Origin of the sequence: Kangiella geojedonensis (genome assembly GCF_000981765.1) — a bacterium.
GTDB classification, from domain to species: Bacteria; Pseudomonadota; Gammaproteobacteria; order Enterobacterales; family Kangiellaceae; genus Kangiella; species Kangiella geojedonensis.
The window spans coordinates 1,246,152-1,259,625 of record NZ_CP010975.1 but is presented as its reverse complement, the minus strand read 5'-3'; the positions used below and the strand labels follow the sequence as shown (position 1 = coordinate 1,259,625).

12 protein-coding genes are annotated in these 13,474 nt (G+C 42.5%); 8 read left to right on the top strand and 4 right to left on the bottom strand.

The features are described from left to right. The first annotated feature begins 1 nt into the window (after window position 1). From lpxK to TQ33_RS05520, 7 genes are all read left to right on the top strand, one after another. A complete protein-coding gene (lpxK, locus tag TQ33_RS05550; RefSeq protein WP_046561178.1) occupies window positions 2-961 on the top strand; it encodes a tetraacyldisaccharide 4'-kinase in 960 nt (319 codons plus the stop codon). Window positions 962-979: 18 nt separating this feature from the next. After that, complete coding sequence (locus TQ33_RS05545; protein WP_046561177.1) at window positions 980-1,159, top strand: Trm112 family protein; 180 nt, start codon at window positions 980-982, stop codon at window positions 1,157-1,159. Next, a complete protein-coding gene (kdsB, locus tag TQ33_RS05540) occupies window positions 1,159-1,938 on the top strand; it encodes a 3-deoxy-manno-octulosonate cytidylyltransferase (RefSeq protein ID WP_046561176.1) in 780 nt (259 codons plus the stop codon). The genes TQ33_RS05545 and kdsB overlap by 1 nt, the downstream gene beginning before the upstream one ends. Before the next feature lie 32 nt (window positions 1,939-1,970). Next, a complete protein-coding gene (locus TQ33_RS05535) occupies window positions 1,971-2,459 on the top strand; it encodes a low molecular weight protein-tyrosine-phosphatase (protein ID WP_046561175.1) in 489 nt (162 codons plus the stop codon). After that, on the top strand, window positions 2,449-2,988 hold the full coding sequence (locus TQ33_RS05530; RefSeq protein ID WP_046561174.1) for a DUF924 family protein: 540 nt from the start codon (window positions 2,449-2,451) through the stop codon (window positions 2,986-2,988). The genes TQ33_RS05535 and TQ33_RS05530 overlap by 11 nt, the downstream gene beginning before the upstream one ends. A 120-nt stretch (window positions 2,989-3,108) precedes the next feature. Continuing rightward, window positions 3,109-4,875, top strand: coding sequence for an arginine--tRNA ligase (gene argS, locus TQ33_RS05525; protein ID WP_046561173.1), 1,767 nt, complete (start codon window positions 3,109-3,111; stop codon window positions 4,873-4,875). A 102-nt stretch (window positions 4,876-4,977) separates the two neighbouring features. Next, complete coding sequence (locus TQ33_RS05520; protein ID WP_046561172.1) at window positions 4,978-6,411, top strand: NAD-dependent succinate-semialdehyde dehydrogenase; 1,434 nt, start codon at window positions 4,978-4,980, stop codon at window positions 6,409-6,411. 91 nt (window positions 6,412-6,502) lie between these two features. Here TQ33_RS05520 and TQ33_RS05515 read toward each other — a convergent pair whose 3' ends face one another. From TQ33_RS05515 to TQ33_RS05500, 4 genes are all read right to left on the bottom strand, one after another. Next, window positions 6,503-8,113 carry a BCCT family transporter gene (locus tag TQ33_RS05515; RefSeq protein WP_046561171.1) on the bottom strand — a complete coding sequence of 537 codons (1,611 nt, stop codon included), beginning with the start codon at window positions 8,111-8,113 and terminating at the stop codon, window positions 6,503-6,505. Between the two features lie 9 nt (window positions 8,114-8,122). Beyond that, a complete protein-coding gene (locus tag TQ33_RS05510) occupies window positions 8,123-9,226 on the bottom strand; it encodes a hypothetical protein (protein ID WP_052735217.1) in 1,104 nt (367 codons plus the stop codon). Between the two features lie 294 nt (window positions 9,227-9,520). Next, complete coding sequence (locus TQ33_RS05505) at window positions 9,521-11,278, bottom strand: amidohydrolase (RefSeq protein WP_046561170.1); 1,758 nt, start codon at window positions 11,276-11,278, stop codon at window positions 9,521-9,523. An 87-nt stretch (window positions 11,279-11,365) separates the two neighbouring features. After that, complete coding sequence (locus TQ33_RS05500) at window positions 11,366-12,085, bottom strand: hydrolase (protein WP_084616930.1); 720 nt, start codon at window positions 12,083-12,085, stop codon at window positions 11,366-11,368. 248 nt (window positions 12,086-12,333) lie between these two features. Between TQ33_RS05500 and TQ33_RS05495 the strand changes: the two genes are divergently transcribed. After that, window positions 12,334-13,455, top strand: a complete 1,122-nt coding sequence (locus tag TQ33_RS05495; RefSeq protein ID WP_052735216.1) for a lipid A deacylase LpxR family protein — start codon at window positions 12,334-12,336, stop codon at window positions 13,453-13,455. Window positions 13,456-13,474: the final 19 nt, after the last annotated feature.

Below are 13,474 nucleotides of genomic sequence, written 5' to 3'. Positions count from 1 at the left end.
AATGGCGATTTCTAAAAGCCAGAGTTTTCTTGAGGGCTTATGGTATCGTCAGACACCGTTGTGGTTATGGCTCTTTTTGCCGCTGCAATTGTTGTTGCGGTTATTTGTTTTTTCGCGTCGCGCTTTGTATAGCATTGGCTGGTTTAAGTCGACCAAGTTATCCAAACCAGTGGTTGTTATCGGCAACGTCACTGTTGGCGGCACAGGAAAAACACCTTTATCTATCTATATTCTTCAATGGCTCAAGGAGCAAGGCTACCAGCCTGGCTTGGTAACTCGAGGTTATGGTGGGGCAGCTGAAAACCACCCACTGGTGGTTGATGAGGATACCTCGGCCGATATTTCTGGCGATGAACCCTATTTAATCTTTCACCAAACTAAAGTACCGGTTGTAGTCGATCCTATTAGAAGCCGCGGTGGACAGAAACTGATCGATTTAGGCTGTGATATCGTTATTTGTGACGATGGTCTTCAACATTATGCCTTGCAAAGAGATTTAGAAGTGGTGGTTATAGACTCGGCAAGAGGTTTGGGAAATGGTTGGTTGATGCCAATGGGGCCACTAAGAGAACCGCCTTCGCGATTGAAAACGGTCGATATCCAAATTATTAACGGTCAATCAATGCGTTTAGAGCCACTGGGTTATCAAGGGGTAGGGCATGACAAGCCATTAGACGCCACGGCTGTGGATGCAGTCGCCGCGATTGGCAACCCACAGCGTTTTTTTGATACGCTTAAAACATTAGGTTTAGAGGCTACCCCTCACGTATTCCCTGACCATCATCAGTATCAAACCGATGACTTTAAGGGAATGAACGGGCCGATACTGATGACTGAGAAAGATGCGGTAAAATGTCACCACTTGGCCGATGATAGAATGTATTATTTACCCGTTAAGACACAGTTAACGGAAGAGCTTGATAAAGAATTAAAGCAACTGCTAACACAGTTATTAAACTAGTTATTTCTGAGCATAGATATGGACCATAAATTAATAGACATCTTAGTTTGCCCTTTATGCAAAGGCGAACTTCAGTACAGCAAAAAAGCACAAGAGTTAATCTGTCGCTTTGATAAGTTGGCTTACCCAATAAAAGACGATATTCCAGTCATGTTAGAAGAGCAGGCACGGAAAGTATCTGCTGAGGAACTGGATTAATGTCCGTGGTGGATACAGTCAACTTCGTGGTTGTCATTCCAGCTCGTTATGCGTCTACGAGGCTGCCTGGTAAGCCTTTAGCGATGATTGGTGATAAGCCCATGATTCAGCATGTTTATGAGCGTGCAATGCTCTCCGGCGCTTCAAAAGTTGTAATTGCAACCGATGACCAGCGTATCGAACAAGCCGTGAATGAGTTTGGCGGCGATGTCTGTATGACTCGTGAGGATCATGTTTCTGGTAGCGATAGATTGGCAGAAGTTTGCGAGTCATTAGGCTTTGCCGACAGTGACATTGTGGTGAATGTGCAAGGTGATGAACCCTTTATTTCGCCTGAAAATATCAGCCAAGTCGCGTTGAATTTAGCGGAACACGCTGACTGCGTCATGTCGACCTTGAGCACTCCTATTCTGGACGATGAGGAAGTGTTTAATTCAAACGTTGTGAAAGTGGTTTCGTCGGTAGAGGGCAAGGCGCTCTATTTCTCACGAGCGCCCATACCTTGGCAGCGGGGGCGTTTTGAGGAAAAGCAGGTTGCTCGTTCTGAGCTCTGTCAACGCCATATTGGTATTTATGGCTACCGAGCTGGTTTCTTAGCTCAGTACGTCAAACTATCGCCTGCTGCAATAGAGAAGTTAGAGTCGCTTGAGCAGTTAAGAGTGCTGGCTAATGGTTATCATATCCACGTAGAAGAAGCGCAAGAAGTGCCAGGACTTGGTGTTGATACTGAAGAAGATTTAGACGCGGCGAACCTTTATTATCGCCAACATCAGCTTTAAAACTGAGTTACAGTCAACAGGGGAGAGGGTTCGTGAGCCAATATTCAGTGTTATTTGTTTGTTTAGGCAATATTTGTCGCTCTCCGACAGCTGAAGGCGTCTTTCAACATAAAGTTAACGAAGCTGGTTTAACCGACAAAATCCGCGTTGATTCGGCTGGCACAAGTGCTTTTCATGTTGGCGAGCCACCAGATAAACGCTCTCAACAAGAAGCTCAAAAGGTCGGTTATGACTTATCCTACATTCGCTCTAGAAAAGCTGAAGCTAAAGACTTTGTGGATTTTGATCTTGTTATAGCAATGGATCTTGAGAATTACCACAATTTATCGCTTTTAAAAACAAATGGTTATGATAATAAGTTAAAGCTATTTATTCGTGACTATGCACCTCAGTTAGAGATCGAGGAAGTACCCGATCCCTATTATGGCGGGCCAGAAGGTTTTACTAAGGTTCTGCAAATGATCGAAGTCGCCAGCGACAATTTGTTGTCTGAGATAAAGGAGCAGCTTAATGAAGGCTGATGATATTATCCAATTTTGGTTCCATGAGCTCGAGCCTAAAGACTGGTGGCGTAAAAGTAATGAATTTGATCGGTCTATCCAGAGTCGATTTGGTCAATATCATCAAGCATCCGTACTCGGCGAATTGTTTGAGTGGCGAGATACGGCTAAAGGCTTGTTAGCCGAAGTGATCATTCTTGACCAGTTTTCGAGAAACATATTCCGCGATTCCGCTAAAGCATTTTCTCAAGACGCGCAAGCTTTGACCTTGGCTCAATTTGCCGTTGCACAAGGGTTAGACAAAGAACTTAGTCTTGTCGAACGTCAGTTTTTATACATGCCTTATATGCATAGCGAATCGAAGCCAATTCATGAACTGGCCGTAGACCTGTTTAAGTCATTAGGCCCTGAGCACGGCTATGATTTTGAATTAAAACACAAAGCCATCATTGACCGTTTTGGACGCTACCCGCATCGCAACTCAATACTTGGTAGACCTTCTACAGCTGAAGAAGAGGCTTTTTTGAAGCAACCTGGTTCGTCTTTTTAGATTAATAAGCAGCAAACAGCAAGATAACCCTTTGCTGGCATAGCATTTTTAACGAAAACTTTAGTATAATGCCGGCAGTTTTTCGTACACAATTCTATTCATTAACTAAGATTTAATACCATGCTAACCACCATTGAACAGGATCTAAGCCAATTATTTGGTCAAGCTTTCGAAGCAAACGACTTATCATTCGACTTCGGCGCAACAGTGCGTTGTACACGACCAGAGTTAGGTGATTTTCAATGCAATGGTGCCATGGCTGCGGCAAAGCAGGGCGCTGGTAATCCTTTCGTTACTGCTGAGAAGGTGGCTGCGAGCCTGGCTGACAATGATCTCATTAAAAACATTGAAGTGGTTCGCCCGGGCTTTATTAATATTTTTGTTAATGAAGACTACCTTTCAAAAAAGCTGAGCCGTTTTTCTGAAGATACCTCTTTTGGTGCTGCTGAGGACTTATCGAAAACTAAAGTTATGATCGACTTTGGTGGTCCAAATGTTGCTAAGTCAATGCACGTGGGGCATTTGCGTACAGCGATAATCGGTGATTCGTTACAACGTATCTTCCGATTTAAGGGATATGACGTAGTGTCAGACGCACACCTAGGTGACTGGGGAACCCAAATGGGGATGTTGATTGAAGGACTGAAAAAGCGTCAACCGGACCTCCCTTATTTTGATAAAGACTTTACTGGGCCTTATCCAGAAGAATCTCCAGTTACGATTCAGGATCTGGAAACCATTTATCCAGAGGAGTCGGGTCTTTGTAAAACTGATGATGAGGCTGCGGAAAAAGCGCGCAAAGCGACGTTAGAGTTACAGAATGGTCGAGAGGGCTATATTGCACTCTGGAAGCACTTTGTCGCTGTGTCTATTGCCACTTTAAAGCGTGATTACGGCGAGCTTGGTGTGAGTTTTGACTTATGGAAAGGCGAGAGCGATGCGGATCCATTTATTCCGGTTATCCTTAAAGAGTTAGAAGAGAAAAATATTTCGGTCAAAGATCAGGGCGCTTTAATTGTTCCTATCGTTGATGATGAGGGTGAGAAAATCATGCCTCCGCTTATTCTTCGTAAGTCCGACGGTGCCGTCATGTACGGAACAACGGATCTTGCGACTTTGTACGAACGTGTCTATGAAGATAATGCGGATATCGTTTTGTACGTGGTTGACGGCCGCCAGCAGCAACACTTCAAGCAAGTTTTTGCAGCCGCTGATCTCATGGAGATGAATAAGCGCACGACCTATGAACACACTTATTTTGGTACGGTGAACGGCAAGGATGGCAAGCCTTTCAAAACTCGTACTGGTGGCGTGATGAAGTTACACGACTTAATTCAAATGGCCAAAGAAGAAGCTCGTAAAAAACTCGCTGCCTCTAATTTCGGTACTGATTTTGATGACGAAGAAAAAGAAGAAATTGCCCATAAAGTGGCTATTTCTACGCTTAAATTCGCCGATCTTCGTAACTACCGTATAAAAGACTACATTTTCGATCTTGAAAAATTCAGTGAGTTTGAAGGCAAAACTGGACCTTACTTGTTGATGCAGGTTGCTCGAATTAAGTCAATTTTGCGTAAGGCAGGAGAAGTTAACGCAGTGCCAGGTACTCTCCAGGCAACCTCTGATAACGAGCGTGCATTAACCTTTAAACTACTCGAGTTTGTGACTGCTTTAGATAAAACTATCGATAAGAGAGCGCCACACTTTTTGTGTGAACACTTGTACAATCTTGCACAAGAGTTTAGCTCTTTCTATCAAAAACAACACATCTTAAAAGAGGCCGATGAAGCGAAGCGTGCTAGCTTACTGAAGCTGTCGTCTATCTGCTTGAATCAATTAGAGGTTGGCTTAGAGCTTCTTGGGATTGAAACTTTAGAACGTATGTAAATGTTAAATATACAATTATTACCAACTGTTCTTTTGAAATAATACAGAGGTTAGTTAAGATGGCTCTACTATAGAGCCATTTTTTTTGGTAACGGAAAACTTATGAATAAACAATTATTGAAAGAGCAAGCTTATATCAACGGACAATGGATTTCTGCCGATAATACGTTTGAAGTGGATAACCCTTTCGATAACGGTGTCATTGCTACAGTGGCGGACTGCACTGCTGAACATGCTAACCAAGCGATTGAGGCGGCATCAAAAGCTTTCGCGTCATGGTCTAGAACAACTGCCAAAGAGCGCTCTAATCTGCTCTTGTCGTGGCACTCATTGATTATCGATCATGCCGATGATTTAGCTGAAGTATTAACCATAGAGCAGGGCAAGCCGTTACAAGAAGCTAAGAATGAAATTTTGTATGGCGCGTCATATATTAAATGGTTTGCCGAAGAAGCCTTACGAATCAATGGAGACTTGTTGCCGTCTCCTGATGGAAAAAAACAGATACAAATTCATAAGCAACCCGTTGGTGTTGTTGGGATTATTACTCCGTGGAACTTCCCACAGGCAATGATTGCGCGAAAAGTTGCACCAGCTTTTGCTGCTGGCTGCACCGTAGTGATTAAGCCTGCTTCTGAAACACCACTTTCAGCCTTGGCTATGGCAGAATTAGCTGAGCAAGCTGGATTCCCCAAGGGTGTCATTAATGTTGTCCCAAGCACAGCTTCTAGCGATATTGGTAAAGCATTAACATCTCATCCCGCAGTGAGAAAGATTTCGTTCACGGGGTCGACTGCCGTTGGTAAAAAATTGATTGCACAATCTGCGGAGAATGTTCAAAAGGTCACCATGGAGCTTGGTGGTAATGCACCATTTATTGTCTTTGATGATGCTGACCTTGATGAAGCTGTTGATGGCTTAATGGCCAGTAAATTCAGGAACTCTGGGCAAACTTGCGTTTGCGCAAACCGAATATTCGTTCATGAGACTTTGTACGATGAATTTATTAAGCGTCTTGGTAACAAAGTTTCAGATCTTAAACTCGGGAATGGCCTTACCGACGGTGTCCAAATCACACCGCTGATAAACCAAAAGGGCATCGACAAAGTCTTCCGGTTAATTAAACAGGCCACTGAGTCGGGTGCTGAAATTTTGGCTGGTGGCAATATCAGTAGTGAGTTTAAGAATATTTTTGAGCCGACGGTTTTATCAAAAGTAGACAAGGATATGGAAATTGCCTGTGAAGAAATCTTTGGTCCCGTAGTGGCACTGATCCCGTTCAGCGATGATAATGAAGTTATTTCTGCTGCCAATAATACCAGTGCTGGATTAGCTTCTTACGCCTATACCGAAAATAGGCATCGCATTAACAGATTGGTTGCAGAGTTGCAGTACGGCATGGTCGGCATTAATACTGGGATGCTTTCTAACGAAATGGCGCCGTTTGGTGGCGTTAAAGAATCGGGCATGGGCAGAGAGGGCTCTAAATACGGCATTAGTGATTATTTAGACATAAAGTACGCCTGCATTAACTAATACGCCAACAGTTCAACTCAATTAAACCATTTAATTAAGCAATAGTAAAAAGCCCCTAAACTAGGGGCTTTTTTTATCTTCCACACAAGCGCTATTTCTTGTAGTTCAGTTTATAAGCGGCTCTTAACCCCATAAATAAACTCACGCACATCAATAGTAAGACGATTGTGAAGGGCAGGCCGACAGTGACTGCCGCGGCTTGTAATGCACCAAGCGCTTCTTTACCACCGCCATATAACAACACTGCAGCAATAACACCTTCCATTGTTGCCCAGAAAACACGCTGGGTTACGGGGGCATCTAACTTACCGCCAGCGGTAATGCTGTCGATGACAAGTGAGCCAGAGTCCGATGAGGTAATAAAGAACACTAGTACCAGAATAATCGCTATCGTAGAGGTGATTGTGGTTAGTGGTAGGTTATCTAGCATCTGGAACAAGGCTAAAGAACTTTCACCAATGCCATCCGCTAATTTCCCTACTTCATTTTTCACCTGCTCGATACCGGATCGCCCGAAGACTGTCATCCACACCGCGGTTAAGAGAGTAGGGATGATTAAGACTGCCGAGATAAACTGTCGAACCGTTCGACCTTTCGACACGCGCGCAATAAACATACCAACAAAAGGAGACCATGATATCCACCATGCCCAATAGAATATCGTCCAACCTTTATAAAAACCTTGGTCTTCACGACCAATCCAATTACTTAAGGGTATGACATTCTCTGCATAGCTCATCAGCGTTTTTCCAACGCCACTGAGCAACATGACAGTAGAGCCAGCAATAAATACAAATATCATAAGAATTGCTGCTAGTGACATATTGATATTACTCAATACTTTGACACCGCCTTCTAATCCTCTAACCACAGAGAATATAGCAATCACTGTTACACCAAAAATAATGGCCAGCTGGGTTGTAATAGTGTTTGGAATCCCTTCATACAAGAAGTGCAAGCCACTGGCAGCTTGGCTCGCGCCAAAGCCTAATGAGGTTGCTAAACCAAATATAGTGGCTAAAACTGCTACCGTATCAATAATATTACCGGTTGCGCCCCATACGCGATCCCCAAAAATAGGGTAGAAGGTGGAGCGGATGGTTAATGGTAAGTTGCAGTTATAAGCGAAGAAGGCCAGAGATAACCCCACCACAGCGTAAATCCCCCAAGGATGTAATCCCCAGTGAAACATGGTGGCGCCCATAGCCGCTTCTTCTGACTCCGGAGCTCCTGGCGGAACATTAAATGGCGTAGCGCCATCACTGGTAAAATATCCCACAGGTTCGGCCACGCTGAAAAACATCAAGCCGATTCCCATGCCTGCTGCAAATAACATGGCAAACCAAGAGACTAGTGAAAACTCTGGCTTTGCTTGTTTACCACCAATACGGACGCGTCCTAATGGTGACAGCAGCAAAAATAGACAGAACAACACAAAAATATTACCTGCGATCATAAAGAGCCAATCAAAGTTGTTAATTGACCAGCCCTTCGCCGCTTCATAATAGTCGCTCGATTGTTGTGGAAAGAGTAGGGTAAGGATGACGAAAAGAACCACAAAGAATGCAGAGGCAAAGAACACTGGGTTGTGAAGATCCATCCCAAGGACTTCTACATTATTTTCCCCGACTTCATGGTCTGCGTCGTACTTTTCATGTAATGGATTGTTGGTTGAATTGTGCTCTTTTAAAGAGTCACTCATGAATCCCCCTTAGAAGTAGTAACCAATATTAATATTTAAACGAGAATGCCATTTTTCTGGTCCATTATAGACGCCTATACCTGGGCCACCTGCAAACCACATGTTCTTACCAGCAATCCAGTCGATATAGGTATAAAGTCCGTCTTTAATCAGAGTGCAGCCAGTAACATTTTGAATAGAGTCTGTTAAACCCGGCTTATCTTCAGTCGCTGTATAAGTGTAGTCGTTGTAACAGACTACTTTATCAAGGAAGTCATTCCCCACCTTGAAGGTTTTAGCAACATTAAAACTAGTAACGTTTGCCTCAGCAGCTATCTCAAAAGGAAAGTCAAAAGCAGACATCGCGATGCGATTATTTTGAGTTTGTAGCTCTGGAGAAGCTTCGAAATCATAATAAATATGCTGAAGTTGGATATTCCAACTATCGAAGTGTCCATCGAAATGAACTGCCGCGGCGACATGATCACCTTTTTCACCAGTAGTACGATTGCGGAATTTACCGGCTTGAACAGAGGCACCAACGGTGTGGTCTCCCCATTGATACTGGGCACGGAAGTTACCATGACCATCTTCTTTGTTATCACTTCCATCAATGCTGGCTACATCAAATGAATACCGACCATAACGAGCTGAATCATCATATTCGCTATTGAAGAAGTAAGCCGTATCAAATGTCCAGTCACCGGTAGACTTAGTCCATTTAACGCCCGTATCGTAATCATCTTCAAAGCCTAGATAATAGGTACCACCAAACCAGAAGCCATGAGAGGCATAAGGGCTAATCCCAAATGGAACCTGAGACACGCCAACAGCCAAACGATTGGAGTCGTCAAAGTTATAACCAATTTCAGCATGATGTATCGCATTGAATGTTTGATAAAATCTAAACTGAGAATCGACAAACCATTTTCCTTTAGTGATATCGACATCCACAGCGAATAGCTCAAAATCGAAAGCACCGTCGCTATCATCATCGTAATCTTTCCAGCCGTAATTTAGCCGGACAGCGCCACCAATGTTTACGTCAGTTTCATCACTATAAGAAAAGGCAGTATTTGGAATAAATACAACAGAGAGAAGTGTTGCAGAGAGTACAGTCGTTTTAGAAAACATAAATCCCCATATATAAACGTAGTCTATTAACTATACTGGTAAGAGCACCAAATTTAAACCTAATGTAATATCTGCTATCACATTATACGCATAACTTATATTATGTTAAATTAATAATATTCAAATTTACGTATGTCTTTTCTATTGCAGCGCTTAGATATGCTCCACCCTAGTAATAAGTTTGCTCTACTCTTCTATACGAAACTTCAACAGGTTAGCTAATTGATAACCACATGCTTCTACAATAACATTAAGGACAGAGCTAAGCCCTGTCCTTTTGTTTAGGCAAGACAATCAGTCAAAATGATTCACGGGAGACCATTCTGGTAAAGCTTTGTCTTGTGAGATGTGAAACTCTGGAAATGACTCCTCATCAGTAAAACGGATTTTTCCGTCCACAACTGTCAGTATAGACTGAGTCTTAAGCAAGTACTTTTCATTAACATTTAAAATGTCGTGGTTTAGGATTGAAAAGTCTGCATACATCCCTTCCTTTATTTGTCCTTTAACAAGCTCTTCTCCAGAGAAATATGCACTGCGAGACGTGAATAACTTCAATGCAGTTATTCTGTCTAAAATATTCTCCTTATTATATAGCTGTGTATCACCAACCGTTTTACCTGAAACCGCCCAGTAATAAGTTGCCCAAGGATTAAAACTTGAGACACGAGTACCGTCAGTACCAAGTCCCACAGGTATACCCATTTCAATCATTTTCTTAATAGGAGGTGTTCTTTCGGTTTGCGTTTTACCATATCGAGCAAGGAAGTCTTCGCCAGCAAAAGCCATTCTCCCTTGAACTGCAATAGCTCCACCTAAAGATTTAACTCTCGTTAAGTTTTTATCAGAAATCGTTTCGGCATGATCCAAAACCCAACGGACGGAGTTTAAAGGTTGTGTTTTGTGGATTTTCTCAAAAAGGTCAAGCATTCGGTCTATTGATTCATTGTAAGTCGCATGTAATCTAAAAGGCCATTTTTGCAGTAAATGTAAACGTACTACTTGCTCAAGCTCTTTTTCCGCATCCACATGCAGTTCTGGTCGGCTTGACGTGAAGTTTTCATAATCGGAGGCTTTCCAAGCAAGGAGTTCTCCCCCGCCCTCAATAACGTAACCGTCATTCATATGGAGGTGCAGGTTTTGATTGCTACGATAATTACTCATCCAATCCATAAAGCTTTTCATCTCCTGCTCAGGCTTTTGCGGGAATAAATAGTTAGACACTCTAATCGGCAATTCACCTGTTGCGGCAAGCGCTGTTGATGCTTGGTAGTTTTCAGGAAAGACATGCCCTCCGCCACCTGCATCGATGACACTGGTAACGCCCAGGCTCAGAAGTTTTCGGTAATACTGACGACTAGAATTCATTTGTTCCTGTTGCGTCATGTGTGGCAGTGCTGCAATCGTCTTATACAGAATCATTGGATTAGGATCTGCAATTAAGCGCCCAGTGGGGTTGCCCTCAGAATCTCTTTCATAACGACTGCCTTTGGGGGCAACAGTATCTTTAGTGATATTTAAAACGTCTAAAGCTTTTTTATTTAGCACGCCGCCCGAGTAAAGGTGTAAAACAAAAACTGGTGTGTCAGGTGCAGCTTTAGTCAACTCATTAGGAGTCGGCATACGCTTTTCTTTAAATTGGTATGGACTCCAACCACCAATGACACGTACCCACTGTCCCTTTGGTGTTCGCTCTGCCTGTTGTCTGATCATATCAATACCTTGTGCCAGCGAGTCAATTCCTTCCCACCTTGTTTCAAGGTTATAAAACCTACCACCGCGTACGACATGCAAGTGTGAGTCATTAATTCCTGGAATAACGCGTTTTTGCTGCGCATTAATAATGATGGTGTCTTTTGTTGCTTTGCCGAGTAACTCTTGACTGCTCGTGCTTAAGTTTTTAAATCGACCATCTTCGACAGAAAATGCTGTGTACTCTTTACCATCATATGTGGTTATTTTTGCGTTGTGAACGATCATATCAGCAGCTGAAGCAGCGAATGTCGTACCATATAAAATCAGTGTACCTAGAATTCCTTTGACAATATTCATTTTTATCAGCTCCTATTTAAATATTTATGAATTATTAAAGCTGGAAAGCCGCTAACGCGACCTTCCAGTTTTAATATTAAGTAATGCTTACTTACCCTCTTTTGCATTAAACATTTCTTTAGCGTAGATGATTCCTAGACCGTAGCCGCCGCCGTGTTCTTTTGCGATATCAGTAACGGCTTTATAGGTTTCTCCTCTAGCCCAATCGCGTTGAAGTTCTAGCAAATATTGAATCCAAGTTATTGGTCGTGCTCCTGCTTGAATCATTCTTTGAACTGCCATATCGTGCGCTTCTTTACTTACACCGCCTGACGCATCAGTGACAAAATAAACTTCATACCCATCTTCAATAGCAGAAAGTACAGGGCCCACACCACAAACCTCAGTCCAAAGTGCAGCTATAACGAGCTTGTCTTTCTTGTAGCTTTTAAACTTCTTAGTTACACGGTCATCTTCCCAAGTATTCATCGTTGTACGATCAATGGGTGTTTGTTTTGGAAAAACCGCTTTAAGTTCTGGGAAAAGAGGTCCGCTAAAAGATTTTTCTGCAACGGTCGTTAAAATCGTTGGTACATTAAAAGCCTTAGCAGATTTTGCGAGCCCCGTTACGTTGTTTCTTAGCTCAACAATGTCATGTGACTTGGTTGCAAATGCCATTTGTGGTTGGTGATCAATCAAAATTAGCGCATGGTTATCAGGCGTTAATAAACTTTTAGCTGGAGAACCTGCAAAAGAAGGCGAGCTTGCAGCTAAGATTAGTGAAGCTCCAGTGATTGCTTTCAGTAATTTTTTACTTAAGTTAAACATGTTCGTTTCCTCATAGATTTCGTTGAATAAATGGATGCTTGTTCACATCACTAAATAGATATTAAATTCTTTTTGAGCTAACGAAAATTATAAAAATACGAGTTATTTATTCTTATTATCAGAATAAATATATAGCTACGTCGGCAGCTTGCATTCTTTTTTAACTAATAAAACAATCGATATTTGCAGATATATACTCAGTAAAATCGAACATATAATTCGCCATAAGTTCATTAACGGGAACAGCTATGTATTCGCAAGTTGCTTATTTATTATTATCTGCTGGAGTTATTATCATGAGTTTAGCTCCTTTAGATGCTTCAGCTTTAAATCCAAAGTTCTCAGAAATCGAAGGTCTTCCTTTGGATAGTAGTGGCAATGAAAAAGAGGTGACCGGTTGGGCTATTCATTTCGACAATGACCTGTTGGTTCCATCCAGCGGAAGAGATCAAGATTACACGGGAGGCTTAGGTGTTGAACTTGCAGGCAGGAAAGCTGCTACAGGCTGGTGGTCTATCGACCCACTGCTTGGACAGCTTGATAATACCTTTGGTTATGATTCAAATGTTCAAGATGAGTTCTTTACGCTTCATAGTGCTCAATTTGGCTTAATAGTATTCTCCCCTTCCGAGATTGGTAATAATGGGACTATTTATGATGACCGCCCTTTTGCTAATTTGCTCCACGTATCTAATACTCGCCGCTACATTAGCGAAGCAGAAGCTCCAGTTTATCAGTCAACTTTAACGTTAGGTGTTTTGGGTACAAAGCTTGGTTCGAGTATACAAAAAGGAATTCACAAAGCTACCGGTTCGGAGTCGCCAACTGGCTGGGATCACCAAATCAGTGATGGCGGAGAACCGACATTTAAATATAGTTTGAGTAGGCAGAGTTTGCTTGCATCTGACTTCAACGCGTCAAGAAATACTGAATATGAAATCAAGTACAGTGCATCAGCGAGTGTCGGATACATAACTGAAGCGAGTGTTGCCTTATCTGGGCGCTGGGGGTTAATCAATACACCTTGGTGGAGCTTTACCCCGGAAAATAGTGACTATAATTCCTTGCCAGCTCCTGTCATCGGAAACTCTGTCCGCGATAACATATCTGAATTTTACGTTTCAGGGGGAGTAAAGCTTCGTGCTAGGGCATATAATTCTTTCCTACAAGGTCAATTTAGACACAGTGATGTGACTTTCTCTGGTAGCGAACTTGAACACTTGATTGGCGAAGCCTGGGTTGGAGTGACGAAACAAGTAGAAAACTACAGAGTTAGCTATGTCGTAAGGTATCAAACGAACGAAATTAAAGACGGTGTCGGTTCTCGCAACTCTTTGTGGGCAGGCGTTACTGTTTCTATCGATTACTAAATAGATCAATATTTAACGC

Bases quoted from the DNA above. Each gene is read 5' to 3' on its own strand.
- TQ33_RS05500 (WP_084616930.1), bottom strand. From the start codon at position 12,085: ATGTTTAACTTAAGTAAAAAATTACTGAAAGCAATCACTGGAGCTTCA.
- TQ33_RS05545 (WP_046561177.1), top strand. From the start codon at position 980: ATGGACCATAAATTAATAGACATCTTAGTTTGCCCTTTATGCAAAGGC.
- lpxK (WP_046561178.1), top strand. From the start codon at position 2: ATGGCGATTTCTAAAAGCCAGAGTTTTCTTGAGGGCTTATGGTATCGT.
- TQ33_RS05510 (WP_052735217.1), bottom strand. From the start codon at position 9,226: ATGTTTTCTAAAACGACTGTACTCTCTGCAACACTTCTCTCTGTTGTA.
- TQ33_RS05495 (WP_052735216.1), top strand. From the start codon at position 12,334: ATGTATTCGCAAGTTGCTTATTTATTATTATCTGCTGGAGTTATTATC.
- TQ33_RS05505 (WP_046561170.1), bottom strand. From the start codon at position 11,278: ATGAATATTGTCAAAGGAATTCTAGGTACACTGATTTTATATGGTACG.
- TQ33_RS05515 (WP_046561171.1), bottom strand. From the start codon at position 8,113: ATGAGTGACTCTTTAAAAGAGCACAATTCAACCAACAATCCATTACAT.
- argS (WP_046561173.1), top strand. From the start codon at position 3,109: ATGCTAACCACCATTGAACAGGATCTAAGCCAATTATTTGGTCAAGCT.
- TQ33_RS05520 (WP_046561172.1), top strand. From the start codon at position 4,978: ATGAATAAACAATTATTGAAAGAGCAAGCTTATATCAACGGACAATGG.
- TQ33_RS05530 (WP_046561174.1), top strand. From the start codon at position 2,449: ATGAAGGCTGATGATATTATCCAATTTTGGTTCCATGAGCTCGAGCCT.
- kdsB (WP_046561176.1), top strand. From the start codon at position 1,159: ATGTCCGTGGTGGATACAGTCAACTTCGTGGTTGTCATTCCAGCTCGT.